18 protein-coding genes are annotated in these 22,242 nt (G+C 35.7%); 7 read left to right on the top strand and 11 right to left on the bottom strand.

The genetic code is table 11. From position 1 onward, the window contains the following. Window positions 1-16: 16 nt before the first annotated feature. Together GO593_RS17645 and gigD are read right to left on the bottom strand one after the other, a co-directional pair. Entirely contained in the window at window positions 17-553 is a 537-nt protein-coding gene (locus tag GO593_RS17645) for a GNAT family N-acetyltransferase (RefSeq protein ID WP_000573220.1), read from the bottom strand. A gap of 45 nt (window positions 554-598) precedes the next feature. Further along, window positions 599-1,048, bottom strand: coding sequence for an Lrp/AsnC family transcriptional regulator GigD (gene gigD / locus GO593_RS17640; protein ID WP_001099948.1), 450 nt, complete (start codon window positions 1,046-1,048; stop codon window positions 599-601). Window positions 1,049-1,194: 146 nt separating this feature from the next. Here gigD and kynU point away from each other — a divergent pair, with 146 nt between their 5' ends. From kynU to GO593_RS17620, 5 genes are all read left to right on the top strand, one after another. Next, window positions 1,195-2,445: a kynureninase gene (kynU, locus tag GO593_RS17635; RefSeq protein WP_000632791.1), complete on the top strand. Its 1,251-nt coding sequence runs from the start codon at window positions 1,195-1,197 to the stop codon at window positions 2,443-2,445. A 40-nt stretch (window positions 2,446-2,485) separates the two neighbouring features. Continuing rightward, window positions 2,486-3,892, top strand: a complete 1,407-nt coding sequence (locus GO593_RS17630; RefSeq protein WP_000093790.1) for an amino acid permease — start codon at window positions 2,486-2,488, stop codon at window positions 3,890-3,892. Window positions 3,893-3,899: 7 nt separating this feature from the next. After that, a complete protein-coding gene (locus tag GO593_RS17625) occupies window positions 3,900-4,646 on the top strand; it encodes an alpha/beta hydrolase (protein WP_001983712.1) in 747 nt (248 codons plus the stop codon). 884 nt (window positions 4,647-5,530) lie between these two features. After that, window positions 5,531-5,644 (top strand): hypothetical protein, encoded by a 114-nt coding sequence (locus GO593_RS19290; protein WP_085916944.1) that lies wholly within the window; start codon window positions 5,531-5,533, stop codon window positions 5,642-5,644. Window positions 5,645-5,876: 232 nt separating this feature from the next. Then, window positions 5,877-7,055: a S8 family peptidase gene (locus GO593_RS17620; protein ID WP_001026389.1), complete on the top strand. Its 1,179-nt coding sequence runs from the start codon at window positions 5,877-5,879 to the stop codon at window positions 7,053-7,055. Between the two features lie 47 nt (window positions 7,056-7,102). Here GO593_RS17620 and GO593_RS17615 read toward each other — a convergent pair whose 3' ends face one another. Together GO593_RS17615 and GO593_RS17610 are read right to left on the bottom strand one after the other, a co-directional pair. Then, the gene (locus GO593_RS17615; protein ID WP_000957164.1) at window positions 7,103-8,557 is read right to left on the bottom strand and encodes a SulP family inorganic anion transporter; all 1,455 of its coding nucleotides are present in this window, start codon (window positions 8,555-8,557) and stop codon (window positions 7,103-7,105) included. Between the two features lie 246 nt (window positions 8,558-8,803). Further along, window positions 8,804-9,433 (bottom strand): SOS response-associated peptidase family protein, encoded by a 630-nt coding sequence (locus GO593_RS17610; protein WP_000332533.1) that lies wholly within the window; start codon window positions 9,431-9,433, stop codon window positions 8,804-8,806. Between the two features lie 354 nt (window positions 9,434-9,787). Here GO593_RS17610 and GO593_RS17605 point away from each other — a divergent pair, with 354 nt between their 5' ends. Further along, window positions 9,788-11,230, top strand: coding sequence for a glucose/sorbosone family PQQ-dependent dehydrogenase (locus GO593_RS17605; RefSeq protein ID WP_001032867.1), 1,443 nt, complete (start codon window positions 9,788-9,790; stop codon window positions 11,228-11,230). A 54-nt stretch (window positions 11,231-11,284) separates the two neighbouring features. Here GO593_RS17605 and GO593_RS17600 read toward each other — a convergent pair whose 3' ends face one another. The 4 genes from GO593_RS17600 to GO593_RS17585 all read right to left on the bottom strand — a co-directional run bounded on the left by GO593_RS17600 (window position 11,285) and on the right by GO593_RS17585 (window position 15,424). Further along, a complete protein-coding gene (locus tag GO593_RS17600) occupies window positions 11,285-11,728 on the bottom strand; it encodes a universal stress protein (RefSeq protein ID WP_000120225.1) in 444 nt (147 codons plus the stop codon). A 125-nt stretch (window positions 11,729-11,853) separates the two neighbouring features. Beyond that, window positions 11,854-13,947, bottom strand: a complete 2,094-nt coding sequence (locus GO593_RS17595) for a GGDEF domain-containing protein (RefSeq protein ID WP_000203152.1) — start codon at window positions 13,945-13,947, stop codon at window positions 11,854-11,856. A gap of 606 nt (window positions 13,948-14,553) precedes the next feature. Then, entirely contained in the window at window positions 14,554-14,769 is a 216-nt protein-coding gene (locus GO593_RS17590) for a hypothetical protein (RefSeq protein WP_001129188.1), read from the bottom strand. 190 nt (window positions 14,770-14,959) lie between these two features. Next, complete coding sequence (locus tag GO593_RS17585) at window positions 14,960-15,424, bottom strand: MarR family winged helix-turn-helix transcriptional regulator (protein ID WP_000163427.1); 465 nt, start codon at window positions 15,422-15,424, stop codon at window positions 14,960-14,962. Between the two features lie 631 nt (window positions 15,425-16,055). Here GO593_RS17585 and GO593_RS17580 point away from each other — a divergent pair. Further along, the gene (locus GO593_RS17580) at window positions 16,056-16,562 is read left to right on the top strand and encodes a peptidase associated/transthyretin-like domain-containing protein (RefSeq protein WP_000734807.1); all 507 of its coding nucleotides are present in this window, start codon (window positions 16,056-16,058) and stop codon (window positions 16,560-16,562) included. Window positions 16,563-16,607: 45 nt separating this feature from the next. Here the strand turns inward: GO593_RS17580 and GO593_RS17575 are convergent, their stop codons facing one another. From GO593_RS17575 to ptsP, 3 genes are read right to left on the bottom strand one after another with little or no spacing between them, the layout of a single operon-like run. Further along, entirely contained in the window at window positions 16,608-18,326 is a 1,719-nt protein-coding gene (locus GO593_RS17575; RefSeq protein ID WP_001192471.1) for a fructose-specific PTS transporter subunit EIIC, read from the bottom strand. Continuing rightward, entirely contained in the window at window positions 18,313-19,260 is a 948-nt protein-coding gene (gene pfkB / locus GO593_RS17570) for a 1-phosphofructokinase (RefSeq protein WP_001062804.1), read from the bottom strand. Before pfkB ends, GO593_RS17575 begins: the two co-directional genes overlap by 14 nt. Before the next feature lie 14 nt (window positions 19,261-19,274). After that, on the bottom strand, window positions 19,275-22,133 hold the full coding sequence (gene ptsP / locus GO593_RS17565; RefSeq protein ID WP_000880352.1) for a phosphoenolpyruvate--protein phosphotransferase: 2,859 nt from the start codon (window positions 22,131-22,133) through the stop codon (window positions 19,275-19,277). Window positions 22,134-22,242: the final 109 nt, after the last annotated feature.

The raw sequence follows: 22,242 nt of genomic DNA, 5'->3' as shown, positions 1-22,242 counted from the left end.
TCAGTATTTAACTGAATTATAACTCAAGCTTAGGATGATATATTTCATAAAGAACATGCTTTTGTAAGGCATGTTCATCTGGAAGCTTGGGATGATTAAAGTATTTAACTTTGCGCATTCCTAGTCTTTCCATCACGGCTTGAGATGGCTTATTCACTGTTGCTGTGAAAGAAACCACTTTATCTTTATTGAGAATATTAAAGGCATAGTCCAATGCTGCTTTTGCTCCTTCAGTGGCATAACCTTTTTTCCAGTGTTCTGTAGCAATTCTCCATCCAATTTCAATGCAGGGAGAAAAATCAAATTGTTCTGGTTGATTTTGTAAGCCAATAAAGCCTATAAATTCTTGAGTTTCTTTTAATTCTACCGCCCAAAATCCCCAGCCATTTTCATCAATAAGAGCTGATATTCTTTGAATTAAACTTATACTTTCAGTAGCAGATAAAAGCTTTGGGAAAAAACGCATAACATCTTCGTCTAAACCCATTTTGATAAATGGCTCTGAATCAGACTCTTTCCATTTTCTTAAGATTAAACGTTCAGTTTCGATCATAGTAAAAATTCTTTAACGAGAGTTTTTTAATTTTAGCTAAATATTCTACAGCGGCTTTTGTATAATTTTCTGTAAGATAATTTTTGAGTTAATGCTTACCACACCTTTAATTTTATTGAGTGTATTAATAACAAAATGAGAAAAAGAGTTTAGATCTTTAGTGGCAACGTGCAGTACATAATTAGATTCACCTGTAATGATATAGGCATTGATGACTTCATCAAAATTCTTGATTTGGCTTAAAAAAAAGTTGTGGTCATTTTCGGTGAGTTGAGCAAGTTTTATTTCAACTATCGCCTCAATTTTTATACCTAATTTTTCATAATTAACTTTTGCTTGATATTTTTCAATGATTCCATTGGTTTCTAAAATTTTGACGCGTCTGTGACAAGCAGATGCTGAAAGATTAACAAGATCAGCAAGTTCTTGGTTGCTTAAACGGGCATTGTCTTGTAAATACTTCAAAATTTTTAGATCGATTGCATCTACATTCATTTTCGAATTTCATCCATATTTTTTAATTTTAATTAGAATTTTATACGAAAATAGCTATTTTTGATCAAATATTATCGAATAAATCGTACAAATTGACGTGATAAAATTCAAATACAAAGGAAATGTAGAAATAGGAGCAATACCAAATGATTACTCGTGAACAGTGTTTGTATTGGGATCAGGAAGATGAACTCAAAAAATTTAAAGATGAATTTGCATTGCCAGAAGGCGTCATTTATTTAGATGGTAACTCTTTAGGTGCTAGACCAAAGAAATCTTTGGCTGTCGCTCAGCATATTATTTCCCAAGAATGGGGAGAAGATCTGATCAATAGCTGGAATAAGGCAGACTGGTGGGGGTTACCAACACGGCTGGGTGACAAAGTCGCTAAACTGATTGGTGCGGAACAAGGTGAAGTTGTTATTTCAGATTCAACTACACTGAACTTATTTAAAGTTTTATCTGCAGCGGTAAAAATTCAGGCTGATAAATTCCCTGAACACAAAATTATTGTGGCAGAAAAAGATGCTTTTCCAACAGATATTTACATTATTGAAGGTTTCATTGACTTAATTCAAAAGGGCTATCAGGTTGAATTAATTGATGGCGTAGAAGACTTATCTCGTGCTTTAGAGAAAGATGTTGCTGTAGTGGTACTTTCCCATGTGAATTACCGCACTGGTTATTTTTATGATATGGCATCTATTAATGAACAAATTCACTCTAAAGATGCTTTGGTGATTTGGGATTTATGTCACTCAGTTGGTGCGGTTCCTATGCACCTTAATCAAACTGATAGTGATTTTGCGATTGGTTGTACCTATAAATATTTAAATGGTGGTCCTGGTTCTCCTGCATTGCTCTGGGTCAATGAAAAGCACCGTGATCAGTTCTGGCAGCCTTTATCTGGTTGGTGGAGTCATAAAAAACCATTTGATATGGCACAGCATTATGAGCCAGCGAATAGTATCCGCCGATATTTATGTGGAACTCAGCCGGTTATTTCTATGAGTCTGATTGAATGCGGAGTGGATATTTTCCTGCATGCCGATATGCAAAAAATCCGTGAGAAATCGTTGAAATTAACTGATTTATTCATTCAATTGGTACAGCAAGAATGTTCTGAATTCGGATTTGAGTTAATTACGCCTTTAGGTCATAAGTATCGTGGTAGTCATGTTAGTTATCGTCATGAATTCGGTTATGAAATTATTCAGGCGCTTATCGCACGTGGTGTGATTGGTGATTATCGGGAACCTGCAGTCTTGAGATTTGGTATTACACCTTTGTATCTGGGCTTTGAAGATATTTGGAATGCAGTACAGCACTTAAAAGAAACCATGCTGAATAGTGAATGGAAAAACAAACAGTATTTAGTTCGCGGTGAAGTGACCTGATTTTAAGGAATCAAAATAAAACAAATGGCTAGGAGGGCCTATGAGTAGTTTTGATGAAATACAAAATAGAGAAGCTGGGCTGCATAAAAAGTTATCTGCAAAACAGATGGGGATGATTGCGATTGGTGGAGCAATTGGAACCGGATTGTTTATGGGAAGTAAATTTGCAATTAGTTTTGCAGGTCCCGCAGTCATAGTCAGCTATGCGATTGGTGGTTTAATTGCTTTTGCACTTATGGCTTGTTTGGCTGAAATGACAGTTCAGCATCCTACTTCAGGTTCATTTGGTGCATATGCAGAACATTATATAAGTCCACTTGCCGGCTTCTTAGTTCGCTACTGTTATTGGGCTTGTATTGTACTGGCGGTAGGTACAGAGATTACCGCCGTTGCTGATTATATGAAGCTCTGGTTCCCGAATGTAGGCTCTTGGGTCTGGATTGGATTTTTTTCACTGACCTTACTTGTTGTAAATGCCTATAGTGTTAAAGCTTTTGGACTAGTGGAATACTGGTTTTCCACAATTAAAGTTTTTGCCATTATCGTGTTTATTCTTTTGTCTATTGGTATCTTGACGCAAAGCAATCAGGGAATGACGCAAGTTGTAACTCATTTATCAGGACATGGGGGCTTTTTTCCAAATGGTTTTAGTGGGGTATGGATTGGTGTCATTATTTCAATATTTAGTTATTTAAGTATAGAAATGATTGCTGTCGCGGCTGGCGAAGCTAAAGACCCAGAAAAGGCAGTTAAAAAAGCATTCAAAAGCACAGCACTTCGACTCATTTTGTTTTATTTATTGTCCTTATTCCTAATCGTTACTTTGGTGCCGTGGACTGTTTTGATTGGAGCAGATGCAACAAGCCCTTTTGTTATGGTCATGAAGATTGTCGGTATCCAGTATGCGGATAGCATTTTAAACTTTATTGTAATTGTAGCTGCCTTATCAGCCATGAATAGCATGCTTTATATTTCAACTCGTATGCTGTTTAGCTTGTCACGTGCAGGTGATGCTCCAAAAGTCTTTGGTCGAATTAGTAGTAATGGTGTACCGGTAAATGCGCTGTTGTTATCTGCGGTAGGGATTGGTATTGCTAGTATTGTTTATACGATTAATCCAGCTTCCGCATTTCCAATTATGATTGCGCTATCCATGTTTGGTGCGTTGTTCACGTGGGGAAGTATATTTGTGACTCATATGTTTTTTAGAAGACATATGGTTCAGCAAAATATACAACTAAAATTTAAAATTCCTGCTAGTCGATTTATCTCTTTGTTTGGGTTTATTGCGATTTTAAGCATTACAGTGACTACCTGGTTTACCAGTGAATTTAAGTCTACTTTACAATTTGGCGTACCTTTAGTTCTGGTTCTTATATTTTTCTATTATTTGAAACGTTCTACCGTAAAGTTAAATCTCAACTCTAGTGAAGAAACATTGAAGTGATGGGTATATGAGAAGGTATGACAATGCTACAACGGTAGAGAATGAAGGTGAAATACTAGCAGGCTTCCAATACAGAAGCTTGCTGAGTTATCGGGCCTATCATCATATAAAAGATATAAAGTATGGTTCGAAGAACCGATCAACGCTGGATTTTTTTCCTTTAGAACATGCCAATAAAACCGTAATTTTTATACATGGGGGATATTGGCAGTGGTGTGATAAATCGGACTTTGCCTTTATAGCGCCGTACATATTAGCAAAAGGAGCACAGTGTGTACTTTTAGAATATGACTTGGCTCCTCAAAGTCATATTTCACAAATCGTTGCTCAAACTCAACAAGCGCTTGATTTTATCGCTGAACAAAATTGGAAAACAGACGAAGTAGTAGTGGTCGGCCATTCAGCAGGTGCTCATCTTGGTGCTTTATGTTTAAACCATCCGTTATTATCCAAGGCAACTTTATTAAGTGGGATTTATGATTTATTACCTATACAAGAGACTCATTTAAATCACGCTTTAAACTTATCGCAAGAGGATATTTTGAAATATGGTCCTATTCATCAGCAGGAACAGATCAATATTCCTTGTACGATTTTGTGTGGTGGGTTAGAACTTAGTGAATTAAAATGGCAAAGTCAAAATTATTTTGAGTATCGACTTAGTCAAGGTGACGATATGATTTCTTTTGAAATTATTCCTGAGATTAACCATTACTCTATTTTAGAGCACTATTTTAAATTTATATTTAAGTGAGAAATTAAGTTTGAGTTAGCCTTGGTAAACATAGGGTAAGTTGATTTAAATATTATAGAAACAATAGGTGGTGGGAAAATCATGAAAAGCTATCTTATTTATAATATTAAGTTCAGCTAATAAAATATTTCAGTACAAGAGCAATTAGTATGATAAATAACCAAGTTAAACAATATATAAATTGATATATTTTTTTATTAAAATTAAATAAATATATTGATTTTTGCTTAATCAATAAGAAAATGTAGAGCGCGTCACACTTCTTTGAGTTTTTTGCTGCTGTATACTATTTTAAGTTGACCTAAACTAATATCTCGATTAGATTAAAAAGATAGTGTTTTCTCTCTAATCGACAAACTGTTTAGCTGTTGCTTAGATGAGTTTATAGTCCGTAGCTTCCCAAGATGCGGACTTTTTTATTTTTGTACAATTCGTTAACGATACAAAGATCCGCGCATTAAAAAGACAGTTAATAGTAAATTCGGTTCAATTCAAGTGAAAAACTTAAAGAAGTATTGTAAATATATCTTTAAAGGTATATATTTATATATGCATATACTGCGTCTGTAAAGTTGTTTGTTTTTTAATACCCACATATTTTTAAGATATGTGGGTATTTTTTATTAAAAATGTTTATTTAAAAAATATTTTTAAACTGGCTAAGTTTTATATAAGGGATTTATTTTAGTTAGATAAAAAAATTCAAATAATTTGTTTTGCATAATTTATTTCTAATAAGCTTAATTAATAAAAAATAGGAAATATATATTTATACATTTATTGTACATATTAATCACAGTTAAAGAAATTGTTAATTTTTTATAGTTGTATGAACTTTTATATTTTGAAATAATTGTCTATAACCTGTTAATTATCATATTGTTATGGATATTTTGAAGTTTCTGAGAAGTTTTAATACTGTTGGTACTTACTTAGCAATGGCTACTATAGTTCTTATCATAATGGTTATTTTCTTTTATATTATTGAACCCAAATAGAGTGATATTTTAATTATAAAAAAATAAAATATTTAAATTATAAGTAGATGGATGTCACATTTTTCTATAAAAAAGTGGATTGATATTGTTTAACCTAAAAAATTATGAAAATATGGTTGGGGTTTAAAAGCAGATAAAACTCCTCAAAGTTCTCATCTAAAATTTTAATCCTGAAGTAAAAAAGTTATTAATTATCATAAAAATACCTGAAATATAATATATGGAGATAGTCATGAATATTCGCCAAGTGTCTGCTATTTGTCTTTCAATAGCAGCTACTCATTTTGTGTATGCCGCTTCAAATGTTGCAAATCCTGTAAATGATTCTTCCCAAGCAAAAGGAATTATTAAAAATCAATATATTGTTATATTAAATAAGGATGCAGGTCCTTCTAAAGATTTCGCACAAAATATTGCTAAACAACATGCTGGTAAAGTTTTACAAAGCTACGATACTGTTCTTAAAGGCTTTGCAATTTATTTACCTGATACAGCAGGGGTAGCCTTTATTGAAGCGATGAAAAAGAACCCTCATGTTCTTTCAGTAGAAAGCGATACAATAGTAAATATTGATGCAACTACTCAAAGTAATCCAGATTGGGGACTAGATCGTATAGACCAGAAAGCTTTACCATTAAATTCGACTTATTCTTATTTACAGACCGGTTCAGGTACTACGGCTTATATCGTGGATACTGGTATATTATCTAGCCACCAAGAGTTTTCAGGACGTGTGTTAAGCGGTTATACCGCAATATCTGATGGCAATGGTACAACCGACTGTAATGGACATGGGACCCATGTTGCTGGAACAGTAGGTGGTACGACCTATGGTGTTGCCAAAAATGTCAATTTAGTTCCAATCCGGATTTTGGGATGTGATGGGTCAGGGGCCTCAAGTAATGTTATTGCTGGTTTAGACTGGATATTGAAAAATGGTAAAAAACCTGCAGTTGTAAATATGTCTTTAGGTGGGGCAACAAGTTCTTCTTTAGATAGTGCAGTGGAAAATTTATATAATAATGGTTATGTCATGGTCGTAGCCGCTGGCAATTCAAATACAGATGCATGTACATCTTCTCCAGCAAGAGTAAGTAAGGCCATTACAGTGGCTGCGACAGATAATACCGATACTCGGGCAAGCTATTCTAATTATGGAAGCTGTGTTGATATTTTTGCACCGGGTAGCCAAATTAATTCTTCTTGGATTGGAAGTAATACAGCTACCAAGATATTAAATGGTACTTCAATGGCAACCCCGCATGTTGCTGGTGTAGTTGCTGAAATGCTTCAAAGTACACCTACGGCTTCACCTCAAACGATCTCTACCAATCTTTTAAATCAAGCGAGCAGTAACGTAGTAAAAAACCCTTCAGGTAGCCCAAACCGCTTGTTATATAAATCTCCTTAATAAAAATATAATTCTCTATGATTGAAAAGGTCCCGAAGGACCTTTTTTTAAATTTTTGCATGTGTACTATACTTGTCAATCATGATTGAACTGGCTTCATTTAAACCACGTACAGTAACGTGTATGCCATTCTTTTGGAACTTTTCTACTGCTGAATCAAGCATTGCAACCGAAGTGACATCCCATATATGTGAATGAGTCAGATCAATAATGACTTCTTTTACGTCTTCTTTAAAGTTAAAGCCTTGCATGAATCTATCTGAAGAACTAAAAAAGATTTGTCCTCTTAAATCATATAAACGAGCGTTGCCTTCTAATGAACTTATTACCTGTATATCATTTTCAAGTTTATTGGCTAAGAAAAGCGCGGAGAGTAGTACACCTGTCAATACGCCTAATGCTAGATTGTGAGTAGCTACAACTACAACAACCGTTGCAATCATAACGGTATTGCTACTTTTAGGATTAGTTTTAAATTGGGTAAGTGAACGCCACTCAAAAGTACTTATTGATACCATAATCATGACAGCAACAAGCGCAGCCATAGGAATAACTTTCAACCAATCACTTAAAAATACTACTAAAATCAGCAAGAATATGCCTGCGCATAAAGTAGATAAGCGTGTGCGACCACCTGATTTAACATTAATCATTGATTGCCCAATCATGGCACATCCAGCCATCCCACCCATAAAACCCGAGGCAATATTGGCAATACCTTGACCTTTACATTCCTTAAATTTATTACTCGGGCTATCCGTCATTTCATCAACAATTGTGGCTGTCATCATCGACTCAAGTAAGCCAACTGCAGCTAACGCCAATGAATAAGGAAGAATGATAAGAAGTGTATCTAAATTAAGAGGAATAGCTGGAATTAAAAAAATAGGTAGAGTATTTGGTAATGCTCCCATATCGCCAACTGTTCGCACATCAAGGCCTAAAAAGAAAGCAAGTAATGTGACTATAACAATACATATAAGGGGAGATGGAAAAATTTTTCCAAGCTTTGGTACATAAGGGAATAGATAAATAATTGCTAAACCAATAGCGACTAATAGATAGACGTACCAACTTACATTGACTAGTTCTGGAAGCTGGGCCATAAAAATGAGTATGGCGAGAGCATTTACAAAACCAATCACAACCGATTTAGAGACAAAGCGCATGAGCTTAGCAAGCTTAAGATATCCTACTATAATTTGTATGACACCCGTCAAAATAGTAGCTGCGAATAAATACTGAAGACCATGTTCTTTCACTAGGGTCGTCATGACTAAGGCCATAGCACCGGTTGCTGCCGAAATCATGGCAGGACGGCCACCTACAAAAGAAATAATAACCGCAATACAAAAAGACGCATATAAACCGATTTGGGGATCTACACCTGCAATAATTGAAAAGGCAATCGCTTCTGGAATTAAAGCCAGACCAACAACAAGCCCAGAAAGAATATCTGCACGGACATTAGAGAACCATTGTTCTCGAAGATTCGTTAACATGGAAATAGCCTAGAATTTTAAATTTTAGAAAGGCTAGTGATGTGATATACCAACACACAAGCGACTACACCACATCACTAGACAGTGATGAGTTATTTACAAAGGAGAAGGGTAAATAAACTTAAGGTGGCGTAAGTGTCATGGATAATGAAAATTTGAAGTTTTAAAGAGGTGCGAAGGATAACATAAGTTTTTAGGGGGAGCTATTTAAGCTTGCTACTTTCACTTATTAGGCATCTAACTATTTTATGATTTGTTCATTTCTGCTTTAGGCAGAGACGTAAATTCATTTAATGGCATATCTAAGAAAAAGTCAGGAGCGTCAGTGTGTTTGCAATTTAACCAATCGTTTCTAAGATGGTCAGGTATTACAATAATTGAACGTTTTTCATCGTCAGGTTTATGAAACTGTTTCATAAAAGAATGTCGATCTGCATTGATTGTTAATAGTGACATTGTTCTAACTTTCTGCTCATCAATTATGGTTTCTTCATAAATTGCTGCAAGCGTAAATGGCTTCCCATCTTGACGAAAGATGCCATACCAATGTGCTTTACCATTGATATATTTCGGTTCATAAATAGCTTCAACAGGAACTAGGCCAAATTGATCATTTGACCAGGCATGTTTAAATGAACGTTTGTGATCAACCGTTTCAGTTCTTGCATTATAAGTTGCATATTTAAATGAAATTTCTTTCGCATATGGTGGCAACATTCCAAATTTAACTTTTCGCCATTCCCATTCATTTTGATGAGATAAGATTATTGGGCAATCATCACTTGGATAGACATCTGATTTGTAATCAAAGGTGGGTTCAAGTAAGTCTAATTGATAAGAATGCTCTTTCTTAAGGGGTTTAAAATTTGCACACATAACGAAATTCGATTTGTAAGGATCCTTAACCTTTAGCTTGGATCTTTTAACTATGTGGTATGTATATTTTTATAGATTGAATTGTCTATTTGAGTATTAAATTTTACTTTTCAATTACTTTGTTAAAGCTTTCTTTCAATTTATTTATCTTAAAAATGAGATCAATGATTTATAAGGCAACTTATAAGATATTCACTTGTTTTGAATAGCTACTTTTATGCAACAGAGCCTTGCAGAAATTTGGATTTTAATAAATGAGCTAATCATCATAATACAAAAGATATAGAGAACGTATACAAACCAATGTTTTCAGCGGTTTAAGTAACTCTTTAGAAAACTTTATAAGGTGGAACTATGAATAAACATTTATTAGCAAAAATCACTCTTTTAGGTGCTGCACAACTATTTACGTTTCATACGGCATTTGCAGATATACCTCTGACACCTGCTCAGTTCGCAAAAGCGAAAACAGAAAATTTTGATAAAAAAGTGATTCTGTCCAATTTAAATAAACCACATGCTTTGTTATGGGGGCCAGATAATCAAATTTGGTTAACCGAACGTGCAACTGGCAAAATTTTAAGAGTAAATCCTGTATCTGGTAGCGCGAAAACAGTATTTCAGGTTCCTGAAATTGTGAGTGATGCTGATGGGCAAAATGGTTTGTTAGGTTTTGCTTTTCATCCTGACTTTAAACATAACCCTTATATCTATATTTCAGGCACTTTTAAAAATCCAAAATCTACAGATAAAGAGTTACCTAATCAGACAATTATTCGTAGATATACCTATAATAAAACTACAGATACATTTGAAAAGCCTATTGATTTGATTGCAGGTTTACCGTCATCAAAAGATCATCAGTCTGGTCGTCTCGTTATTGGTCCAGACCAAAAAATCTACTATACGATTGGTGACCAAGGTCGTAATCAGTTAGCTTATCTATTCTTATCGAATCAGGCACAGCATACTCCGACTCAGCAAGAGCTCAATAGTAAAGACTACCATACATATATGGGTAAAGTATTACGCTTAAATCTGGACGGCAGTATACCTAAAGACAACCCAAGCTTTAACGGCGTAGTGAGTCATATCTACACTTTAGGGCACCGTAATCCACAAGGTTTAGCATTTGCCCCAAATGGAAAGCTTTTACAATCTGAGCAAGGACCAAATTCTGATGATGAAATTAACCTTGTATTAAAAGGTGGTAACTATGGCTGGCCAAATGTAGCTGGTTATAAAGATGACAGTGGTTATGCCTATGCAAACTATTCGGCAGCAACCAATAAATCACAAATTAAAGATTTAGCTCAAAACGGGATAAAAGTAGCAACAGGTGTTCCTGTGACTAAAGAGTCTGAATGGACTGGTAAAAACTTTGTGCCACCTTTGAAAACTTTATATACGGTACAAGATACCTATAACTATAATGACCCTACTTGTGGTGAGATGGCATATATTTGCTGGCCAACGGTTGCACCGTCATCGGCATATGTATATACGGGAGGCAAAAAAGCGATTCCAGGGTGGGAAAATACATTATTGGTCCCATCTTTAAAACGTGGGGTGATTTTCCGTATTAAATTGGACCCGACATATAGCACGACTTTGGATGATGCTATCCCAATGTTTAAAAGCAATAACCGTTATCGTGATGTCATCGCTAGTCCAGAAGGTAATACCTTATATGTGCTGACTGATACAGCGGGAAATGTACAAAAAGATGATGGTTCAGTCACTCATACTTTAGAGAATCCCGGTTCTCTCATTAAATTTACATATAACGGTAAGTAACTTATTTCAAAAAACCCAGCTATATAGCTGGGTTTTTTATATAAAGGTTTAGATTTATTCAGTTACGACCAATACTGGCACATGAATTTCTCCTAAGAGTGCTTGAGTTACACTTCCTAAGAAGAACTTTTTAAAACCTTTTCGCCCATGAGAACCAATCACTAATAAATCAGCTTTTAGCTCAGTTGCTGCTTTGATGATTTCTGTATGAATTGTTTGACCTTCAACAATTTTGGTTTCAACAGAAATTCCATGTTGGCTAAATTGTTCTTTAGCTTGATCTAAAATGCTCTGAATCGAAGCTCTCGCTTTATTAAAATAATCTTGCGCAATTTCTGTACTATCAATAATTTCAACTGAAATAAATGGATCAATAGTGAGCGCATATACCAAAGTAACTTTACTACTAAAGGCTTTAGCAAGACTTGCAGCATGATTAACAGCAATAAGTGAAGTAGGAGAACCATCGACCGGAACTAAAATATGGTGATAACTCATATATTGCTCCTTATTGTCTTGTGACAATATTTATTGTTGAAGAACCTAAACTTGTTATCGTTATGGTTATATTATCGCCAATTTTATAATTTTTATTGTTTGTTTTTAGTGTGTAAGGTAAATGATTAATTCATAGAATAGTGACTTTCTAGATAAGCCTGACCCTGTTTAAGAATAGAGATCACCTGATTAGCATCAATAGCTGATTCAAATAAAAAACCTTGCCCTATGTTGTATCCAAATTGAAGAAGTAATTCTTCTTGTTCTGGTGTTTCAATACCTTCTGCAATTAATCCGAGTGAGAGATTTGGAGCAAGTAAGCCAATTGCCTGAACAATTGCATAAATGGATGGATCATGTTGCATCTTTTGTATAAAGCTACAATCAACTTTTAAGCAATCAATAGGATAGTCTCTTATATGTGTTAAAGAAGAGAAACCTGTTCCGAAGTCATCTAAAGCAATGCGTACCCCATGCTGTTTTAGTTTATTGAGCGCGCGAATAACATATTCAGAACCACGGTCACCCAGCATATGTTCAGTAACTTCTATTTCAATTAAATGGGTAGGAATTTCAAGTTGATTAATCTTTTTTAATAAACGTTCAGCATAGTTATCTCTTAAGAACTCAACTGGTGCGGCATTTAGAGAAACAGGAAGCGGCTCAAAACCTAATTTTATCCATTTAGCAATATCATGCAAAACTTGTTGTTGCATGATTTCACCAATTTTACTGGCTAAATCGTAGTCTTTAAAAGCTTCAGCAATCTGAGAAGGCAAACCTCTTTGGGCCGAAGTCGTATGCCAGCGGAGTAATGCTTCAAAGCCCACTACAGCATGAGTTTTTAGATCGACTTTGGGTTGATAGTAGGGCTGAATGGTATGATGACGAATAAGCTGGCGAGCAATGTTGAGTTGAGAGGCGATTGCCTCGGTTAACTGCATCATACTTGGGTTATACATACGTATGCCGCCACGACCACGGGCTTTTAAGTCATGTAATGCCATATCGGCACAACTTAATAAGCTCGATTGATCAACTGCATCTTGAGGATAAATGGCGCAGCCAATGCTCATGCCGCCGTTAAGCACATTCCCAGCATATGTAATGGGTTGATTGAGTTGTTGAAGCAATACTTCAGCAAGTTCACGAACATTATTCTCATTTTCTAAATGGCTAACAATAACTGCGAACTCATCGCCACCCAACCGAGCGACAGAACATCGTTCATGGTCTACGCACTGATTAAAACGTTTAGACAGGATTTTTAATAAGTGATCACCAGCACTATGACCTATAGTGTCATTAATATGCTTGAAATGATCTAGATCAATTAAAAGTAGCCCTACACTGGTTTGGGTTTCTCTTGAGTAGGCTAGGGTGCGTTTTAGTTGTAGCTTAAATGAACGTCTATTAAATAATCCTGTGAGTTCATCTCTCTCGCTAATATCCCTTAGACGGTTTTCGGTAAGATACTGTTGAGTGACATTACGCGAAACACACAATATCTGAATAATTTCGCCGTTTGTATGTTGAATTGGGGTGAGCATATTATCCCAATACTCAGGCTCTTGATTTGGTAAACAACTCATGCCGGCGAATCGGGCTACTTTACCTTGCAGGGCTTTTTTTAAAGCAACTCTTCCACGTTTACGAATATGAGGAGGTAAAAGATCTAACCATCTCATGCCAAATTTTTTTTCATCTACAGGTATGCCTAATGCAAGGCATCCTGATTTATTCATATGAGATACAGTGCCATCTGTATTTAAAACCTTAATACAATCGACACTGATATCGAGCATTTGATTTTGTATATCGATATCTTTTCGTAAGCTTTGCTGCTCTTGTATATCTTGGTCAATATCTAGAAAACTAATAAACCATTCATTTTCTTGAGAAGATTCATGGTATTTCGACAATTGAATAGAAATTTTGCACCATCGATAATAATGGGTTTTATGCAAAAGACGGCATTTAAATTCAATTCTTGATCGGAGTCGTATCGCATCTAACCATTTGTTTTTAACTTCTTCTAAATCGGCAGGGTACACGAAATCTAGCCATTGTTGAAACAATGGAGGAGAAGTATCGCGCCAGTACTTTGTACACTCCGTATTGCAGTATAAAATTAAGCCTTTTTCATCACTGACCCAAGTCGGTAAAGGAAACTGCTCAACAATAAAATGCTTTTGGGTAGTGTTCGACATTGAAGTCATAACATGCCTAAAACTGCTGAAGAGTTAAACTATTTATAAACTGTATTGTAATAGTTGTGTCGTCACCACAAAAGCTATAAAAAATTAATATTTGATGTTTTTTTCGTCTCGAATAAAGGTTTTTTTAAAATAAAAATTTTATTAATCATCTATGCATATGTTATTTATTAACTTTTAATCTCCTAAAGATTATGAAATGTAGAATTTTAACTTGAAAAAATTATGCGTATTTTTGTAAAAAACTTGTTAAAACAGTTGTTTATAAAATTCAAATAGCGTTTTTTATAAAAAACTCAAACATCAAAAACATTTTAACTCGTGAAGAGTTAATTAATTTAAATATTTATGAGAAAAAATTTATAAAGAAAAAGCATTTAAGTTATTAGAGGTTAATACAATAAATACTATTAACTTTACAAAAGTAATATAAAATAAGGTCTTATATTATCGTAGAATTCTTTTCATCAAAAAGGATATATAATTCCTTTTTGTGCATTTTATAGCCTACATTTTCCCCAAGATGTAGGTTTTTTTTATGTCAAAATTTTATTATTTTAATTTTATTTAACTTATTAAATTATAAATAAAAAAAGCCATGGAGGCTTTTTATACGGTTTCCGGTTTTTTCAACTGTTGTTGAATGTAGAGGTTCATATAATACTGCTCTATATAATCGTCAGCATAATTGTTAGCTAATGTCTTAGTAGCTACCTGTTCATGCTTGCTGTAACAGTTAGTTTCTAAATCTTTTTCAAGTACCCACCATTGACGGTTAATACGACGTACTTGAAACTTATCACTCTTATATTTTCTTTTAGCCATTTTTTCCTAAAATTACGTTAGAGATATTAAGAGAGAGTTTCTACTGGAGTTGAAGGAACAAGTCAACAAGCATAGTGTTTAATTGATTACTTTATGAAGTCTATATTCCTGTAAACATAAGAGAAAATAATAAAAAAGCTCTCATGAGAGAGCTTGAGAATTAATCGTTTTAAAATGTTGAAAACAACAATTATCGAGAAAGATTTTTTAAAAGCAATTTTAAGCTTTCCATCATTTTTTCTAGTTGAAGAGGGGTGATACCTTCGAATGATTGTTCAAGTACTACACTCGTTAGATCATTAATTTTATTAATCATTTCTGTACCACGTTCGGTAAGATATACACGTGTAATACGACCATCTGATTGACAAGAATAGGTTTCAACTAAGCCTTCATCTTTTAAGCGATAAACAATTTTAGTGGTAGTCGACATTTTTGAAATAATCATATCAGATAGCTCTGATACGCTAGCGTGAGGTTTACTACTTAGCGCAAGCATAATACGACGACGTGAATTATCTAGGCCATATTTTTTGAGGGCATTATCAATATTTTGTACATATTGAGCATGGACCTGAGTAATCCAATAATATGGAAAATCTTCAAGAGTGAAAGATTCTGTTGTAGGTAAAAAACGCGCATACTTCTTTGTCATTGACTTTTCCCCATACCTTGGTGGATCGCATTTTATGAAACTTATTTTAATAGTGGAAAAATATAGTTTCACTAAGCAAGTTATATCAGGACTTTAAGTCATGAGCAAAATTTATATTGTTTGATTAACAAGGACAAACTATAAATTTTCCTCTTCTAATAAAACTTATTCCTTACCGTTTATTTGAACTTGGCTACTCGCTTGGTCGTAAAATGAACGATATTTGTTAGCATGAGAATCGTAGAAAAAAAAACTCGTTTTGAACGTGACATTTCTATCAAAATTTTTTGTCTACAAAGTCATAACTTAAAAAAATAAATCCATTCAATAGGTAAATATTTAAATTAATCATATGTTTAATTGATTTTTTGAAGATGAAAATTTACCATATATTTAACATGATTGATCAAATATTAAAGAAAATTAACTAATAAATGGATTTATGTTATTGAATTTACTAAATTTTTAAATATTAATTTTACTGTTCAAAAGAATCATGATTTACGAATGTATTTTAATTAAGGAATTGTTTAATTGTTAATCTTTTGAATTGTATGTTAATTGTTATTTTTTGTTTATTTTAATATAGTGCATTTTCAAATAACGATAGATAAATTCTTCTGGATTAATGATGAAAAAATTACTAATTACTTCTATGGTAGCTTTAACGATAGGGTTAAATGGCTGTGCAAGCATCATTACAGGTTCTTCACAAACACTTACTTTTACAAGTGTGCCTGAGTCAGCAACTATTGAGATTAAAAATCGTAATGGGGTAAAAGTCCATACGGGGCAAACACCTGCTACCGTTAGCTTAAAAAAAGGTGCCGGTTATTTTAAACCAGAAAGTTATCAAGTATCTTTCAGTAAACCTGGTTATCAAACTAAAACGGTAGAAGTTACAGGTACTCTTAGTGGCTGGTATTTAGGTAATATTATTTTTGGTGGTTTAATTGGGCTTTTAATTGTGGATCCAGCTACTGGAGCAATGTATAAGTTGGCACCAAAAGATATAAATACAGTATTAGAAGCTCAAAATTTAGTAGGAGAAGCTAAGCAAAAGCCCACGCTAACAGTGATGCTGGCTCAAGATATTCCTGAGCAAATGATGGCCCGTGCAGTACAAATTAATAAATAAAAAATAGTAATAAAAAAGGGAGAATTTATATTCTCCCTTTTTAAATTATGAGTTTGTTAATAATTTTTCTTCTTGATTCTTTTTAATGATGGCATAACTTACTCCCGTTACGATACTTCCAGCCGCAATTGCTGCAAGATACAACCACGCATGATTGATTGCATTTGGAATCAGTAGTACAAATACACCGCCGTGTGGAGTCACAAGCTCACAGTGAAATAAAGCAACTAATGCACCAGTTACTGCGCCACCTAGAATACAGGTTGGAATAACGCGCATTGGATCTTTTGCTGCAAATGGAATTGCACCTTCTGAAATAAAGCATAAACCAAGCACAAACGCAGCTTTACCTGCATCTTTTTCACCAGTACTAAATTTATTTCTAGCGAGGAAGGTTGCAATTGCCATCCCAATTGCAGGAACCATACCGCCTGCCATCGTGGCTGCCATTGGCATATAGGTATTGGTGGTAAGTAGTCCAACTGTAAAAGCATAAGCAGCTTTATTAATTGGTCCGCCCAAATCAATACACATCATACTTGCCAGAATAATTCCCATTAATACAGCATTTGTTGTGCCCATGTTGTTGAGGAAATCTTTCATTAACTCAAAAATATGCGCTACAGGTTGACCTACCACATAGAACATAATCAGCCCAACAGATAATGTTCCTAGTAATGGAATAATCAAAATGGGCTTAAGGGACTCTAAGCTAGTTGGGAGCTTAACTTTTTTAGCAATAAATAATGCGATATAACCTGCAAGGAAGCCAGAAACAATACCGCCTAAAAATCCTGCTTGTAACTGTGCTGCCAATAAACCCCCGATTAAACCGGGTGCAAGACCAGGGCGATCTGCAATGGAATATGCAATATAACCCGACAGCATGGGTACCATGAGGGTAAATGCTGCTGCGCCAATCTGTTTTAATATGGCTGGCAGACTACCAGCTTGTTCTGCTGCATTTAGGCCAAAACATAAAGAAAGTGCAATTAGCAAGCCACCCGCAACAACCATAGGCAGCATATAAGAAACACCAGTTAATAAGTGTTTATATACACCAACTTTTTCAGTTTTATCCTTATTTTCCGTTGTTGCTTGCTGTTTACCTTGTTCTAAAACCTGAGCATTAGCAATTGCCTCAGCAAAAGCCTTGTCGGTTTGTTTTAAAGCAAAACCAGTGCTACATCTATAGACACGTTTACCTACAAAGCGGTCAGTGTTGACTTCAATGTCAGTAGCAAGAATAACAATATCGGCATCAGCAATCGCTTGAGGTGATAAAATATTCTTCGCACCTACAGAACCTTGAGTTTCTACATCGATTTGATACCCAAGTCTTTCTGCACCTTGTTGTAACGCTTCAGCTGCCATAAATGTATGGGCAACTCCAGTTGGGCAAGCAGTAATGGCAACAAAATGAGTTGCGGTATTTGAAGCTTGCTTAGGTTTTTGTTCCCACTTATTTGCTGGTTTTGAGTGTTCAAGTGCCGTTAAAAGTGCTTTGTCTGCATCATCTTTAATATCTTCAATAGAAACTAAAGATAAAGCGTTTTGACCAAAAATATTTAGATTTTTAGGTTGCTGTCCAATAATAATGACATGATCAAAATGATCGCTTGATTCAAACTCATCGAGTGAAATGACACTATGTTTATAGCCGTGTTGGGTTGCGACTAAAGCAAGTTTACGAGCCAAGATTAAAGCATTGACTTGCTGTTGCGGACCATTAGTGACAAATAATAAATGTTTAGCAGTTTGCATCAGATTCACTCAATGAATTGATAATAGTTTGTGCTTTTAATTGGTTTAGAACCTCAGAAGTAGGGATTCGAAAACCAATTTGTGTTACAGCATGGCTTGCAATGGCTGTCGCAGTTTTTAAAGTCTCTTCAGGAGGTAGTTGGTTAACAAGTCCATGGATCATGCCGGCTAAGAGTGAATCACCAGCGCCTACTGTACTTTTTACAATAACCTTTGGTGCTTGAGCGTGTAAGGGGTGAGTGGCGTGTAACCAATTTACGCCATCTTCACCCATTGAGATAACCACATGCTCAATATTGGTTAAGCTATCAAAAAGTTTTCTTTGTTCAGCATAGCTTGTTGCAGGACGTTGATAACTTTCAACCAACTCATCGGTATTCGGTTTGATCATCCAAGGTTGACACTCAATTGCAGCAACCAATGCTTTACCACTGGTATCTAGGGCAACTTTCTTATTATTTTTTTTGATCAGTTGAATAAGTTGTTGTAACTCATCAATACTAAAACCTTGCGGGAGGCTACCAGCTATTGCAACGACCTCGACTTGTGGTAACAGAGCTTCAATCTTATTAAATAGGCTTTGTTTGTCTGTTTCAGAAACAAAGAAACCTTTGCCGTTTAAATCGGTCATCCGCCCAGAATGCTCAGCAATTTTTATATTTTGACGGGTTTCACCATCAATATAAATAAACTCGGGTTGAAATTGAGCTTGTGCAAAATGTGTATCGAAAATTTGTCGATTATGCTCACCTAAAAAGCCGGTTACGATTACATCGTGACCTAAGTCTTTTAATACTTGAGCAACATTAAGGCCTTTGCCAGCCGCATGAATTTCTACCGACTCTTGTCGGTTCACTTCTCCTACTAATAACTCATTCAGTTGAATGGTTACATCAATTGCAGGGTTTAAAGTAATTGTTAAAATTTTAGCCATTACTATTCCCAATCTTATAAGTCTTGTTCAGATAGCTGGCGCACAGCAGGGGCGCTATCGCATAGTAAAGCTTGTTGCGCAAGCTTTTGAGCATGGCTATAGCTTAGTGTGCGGATTTGAGCTTTTACTAAAGGAATGCTATTTGGGGACATACTCAGTTCGTCTACGCCTAATCCCATGAGAATAGGGACAGCTTTCGGGTCTGCTGCAAGCTCACCACAGATTCCTACCCATTTGCCATGTTTGTGAGCAGCTTTCACTGTTTGATCAATCAAATTAAGAATACTTGGATGTAATCCGTCTGCTTCCGCTGAGAGTATTGGGTGGCCTCGGTCAATCGCTAAAGTATATTGGGTCAGGTCATTTGTACCGATACTGAAAAAGTCGACTTCTTGTGCAAGAACCGGTGCAAGTAAAGCAGCAGACGGAACCTCAATCATAATGCCAACTTGTAAATTGTCACATGGATGTTGGGCTCTTACTTCGTCAAGAATTGCTTTGGCTGCACGCCATTCTTCAACGCGTCCAATCATAGGGAACATAATTCGTAACGGACGATTATCAGATGCTTTTAGTAGAGCGGTTAATTGCTGTTTTAAAAGCTCAGGGCGTCTTAAAGTTAAACGGATTCCTCTTAAACCTAAGAATGGGTTTTCTTCTTCAGCAATTGGTAAGTAAGGTAAAGGTTTATCACCACCTACATCTAATGTACGTACCACAAGCGGGCGACCTGCAAGTGCATCTAATACAACTCGGTAATCAGCTTCTTGAACAGCCTCGTTAGGTGCACTGCTATGAGACATAAAAACAAGTTCGGTTCTAAGTAGGCCAATTGCTTCAGCACCACATTCTACTGCTTGTGCTGTCGCTTGAACTTTACCCAAATTGGCTGCAATTTCGATTTGATGTTGATCTAAGGTAATTGCTGGCTCGTGGCTATGACGTTCAGCTTCTTCACGAATTTGACGCTGTTGCTCACGCTCTTGCTTGGCTTGTTCGATTTGTGCCGCATCTGGATCTAAAACAAAAGTTCCCGTATCACCATTAATAAGTAAAGTGCTTTTCGGATCAATTTCTAGGACTTGTTCACCAGCACCAACAATAGCTGGAATGCCTAAAGCACGTGCGACAATTGCACTATGCGCACTTGCACCGCCTATAGCAGTTAAAATACCTGCGACACGGTCTTTGTTGAGACGAGCGACATCACTTGGCCCCACGTCATGCATGATTAGAATATAAGGCTCTTTAGGCTCTTCAATAACCACTTCACCACATAATTGGGTTAAAACTCTGTCACCAATGTCACGTAGATCTGTTGCGCGTTCAGCGAGTAAACGATCTGGTAGTGCTTCCTGTGCTTTAGCTGCAGCTTCAATATGTTCATGCCACGCAGCTGGTGCTGATAAATTTTGATAAATTTTTTGATATACACCATTAATTAAATCAGGATCATCAAGCATTTCTAGGTGAGCTCGAAAGATTTGTTTAATTTCAGAGGCATCAGCTTTGGCTATGACTTGGTGAATATTGTTTTTTACAGCATGTAGGGCAATATCTAAATTTTCTTTCTCGACTTTTACGCCTGAACCCATACGTTCATATTGATAAACCTTTGGTTTAATCACATGGACGGGTCCAAAAGCTAAGCCACTTGATGCTGCAATGCCCGTATTGTTACCTAATGTCGTAGCATTTGATATTGCAGTTTGAGCAGGGAGCTGGTCAGGAGTTTCACTGGTTACAGGTAGCGCTTCAACTTCTTCACCTAAGCCTTGCTGCACTGCCAAAATAACTTGATCTAAAGCCTCTACGGCATCGGTTTCTGGCTCAGCGATAAAACGTAGAGTTTGGCCACGCTTACAACCTAATGCTAAAAGACGAGTTAAACTTTTGGCAGAAACAAAGCTACCATCGTCTACTGCAACTTGGATGTCGCCTTGAAAGGTTTTTGTAAGATTGACAAGGTGTGTAGCTGGTCGGGCATGTAAGCCGTGTGCATTTGCCAGCACTACTGAACGTTGAGGCCAGTCAGGAACAACGTCAGCTCCAATAATTTTTGCAATTTCGTTTGGAGTTTGAGTTTTATCTAGCTCGGCAACTTGCTCAGGGTTAAATAAAATATCAATTAAACGATTAAATCTTTCATTATCGAGTTGGTCATTGGCTGCTATACAAACGAGGGTGTTCAGCTTTTTACCATTTAGCTCTAAAGCCTGTGATGGTTTAGTAATGCTAATAGCTGGTTGCTGAACAAAGTGATTGCTAGAAATGGACCAGATTTGATCTTGCAGTTGAATAGCTTGTTCTGGATCAAGTGAGCTTAGAAAACCACATTTTACAAAATTATGTTTTTTGAGTGTTTGAGAAGCTGCCCAAAATAAATCTTCGATATCTTGTGCATCGATTTCGGTTTGAATAAGATTTTCATGAAGTGCTAAAGATAATGGCTGAGCTTGTAGTAATTCGATAATCTGCTCAGGTTTGGAAGCATTCTTTACTTGTTCGCTGACGTCATGCATTAATGCACGAGTAAGAATTTGCAAAACTTGCAAATGTTCATCAGATTTTGCTGCAATCACTACAGCTAAATAAATTTTATTTTCTCCATCCCAGATCACACCTTCGGGGAAATGGGCTAAGCGGATACCTGTTTTTAAAATATATTCACGTGATTGAGGAGTACCGTGAGGAATGGCAATGCCTTGGCCTAAATAAGTCGCGCTTTGTTGTTCACGATTGATGAGTCCCGTTATATATTCAGGCGTAACTAACCCATCTTTTTCTAATATATCTACTAGACACTTTAATGCATGTGTTTTATCAACAGCATGTTGATTCATATGAATATGTTGAGGCTCTAGTGCTAGCATAATTATCCTTGAACAATTTCTTTGGCTTTAGCTAAAACAGAGAAAAAGAAGCTGTTTGCATTAAACAAGTAAATATACCTGTTTTTTGACAACAGCTTCAGATGAATTA

The sequence above is a fragment of the Acinetobacter baumannii genome (assembly GCF_009759685.1).
GTDB lineage: Bacteria > Pseudomonadota > Gammaproteobacteria > Pseudomonadales > Moraxellaceae > Acinetobacter > Acinetobacter baumannii.
This window is presented reverse-complemented; position numbering and strand designations above follow the sequence as displayed.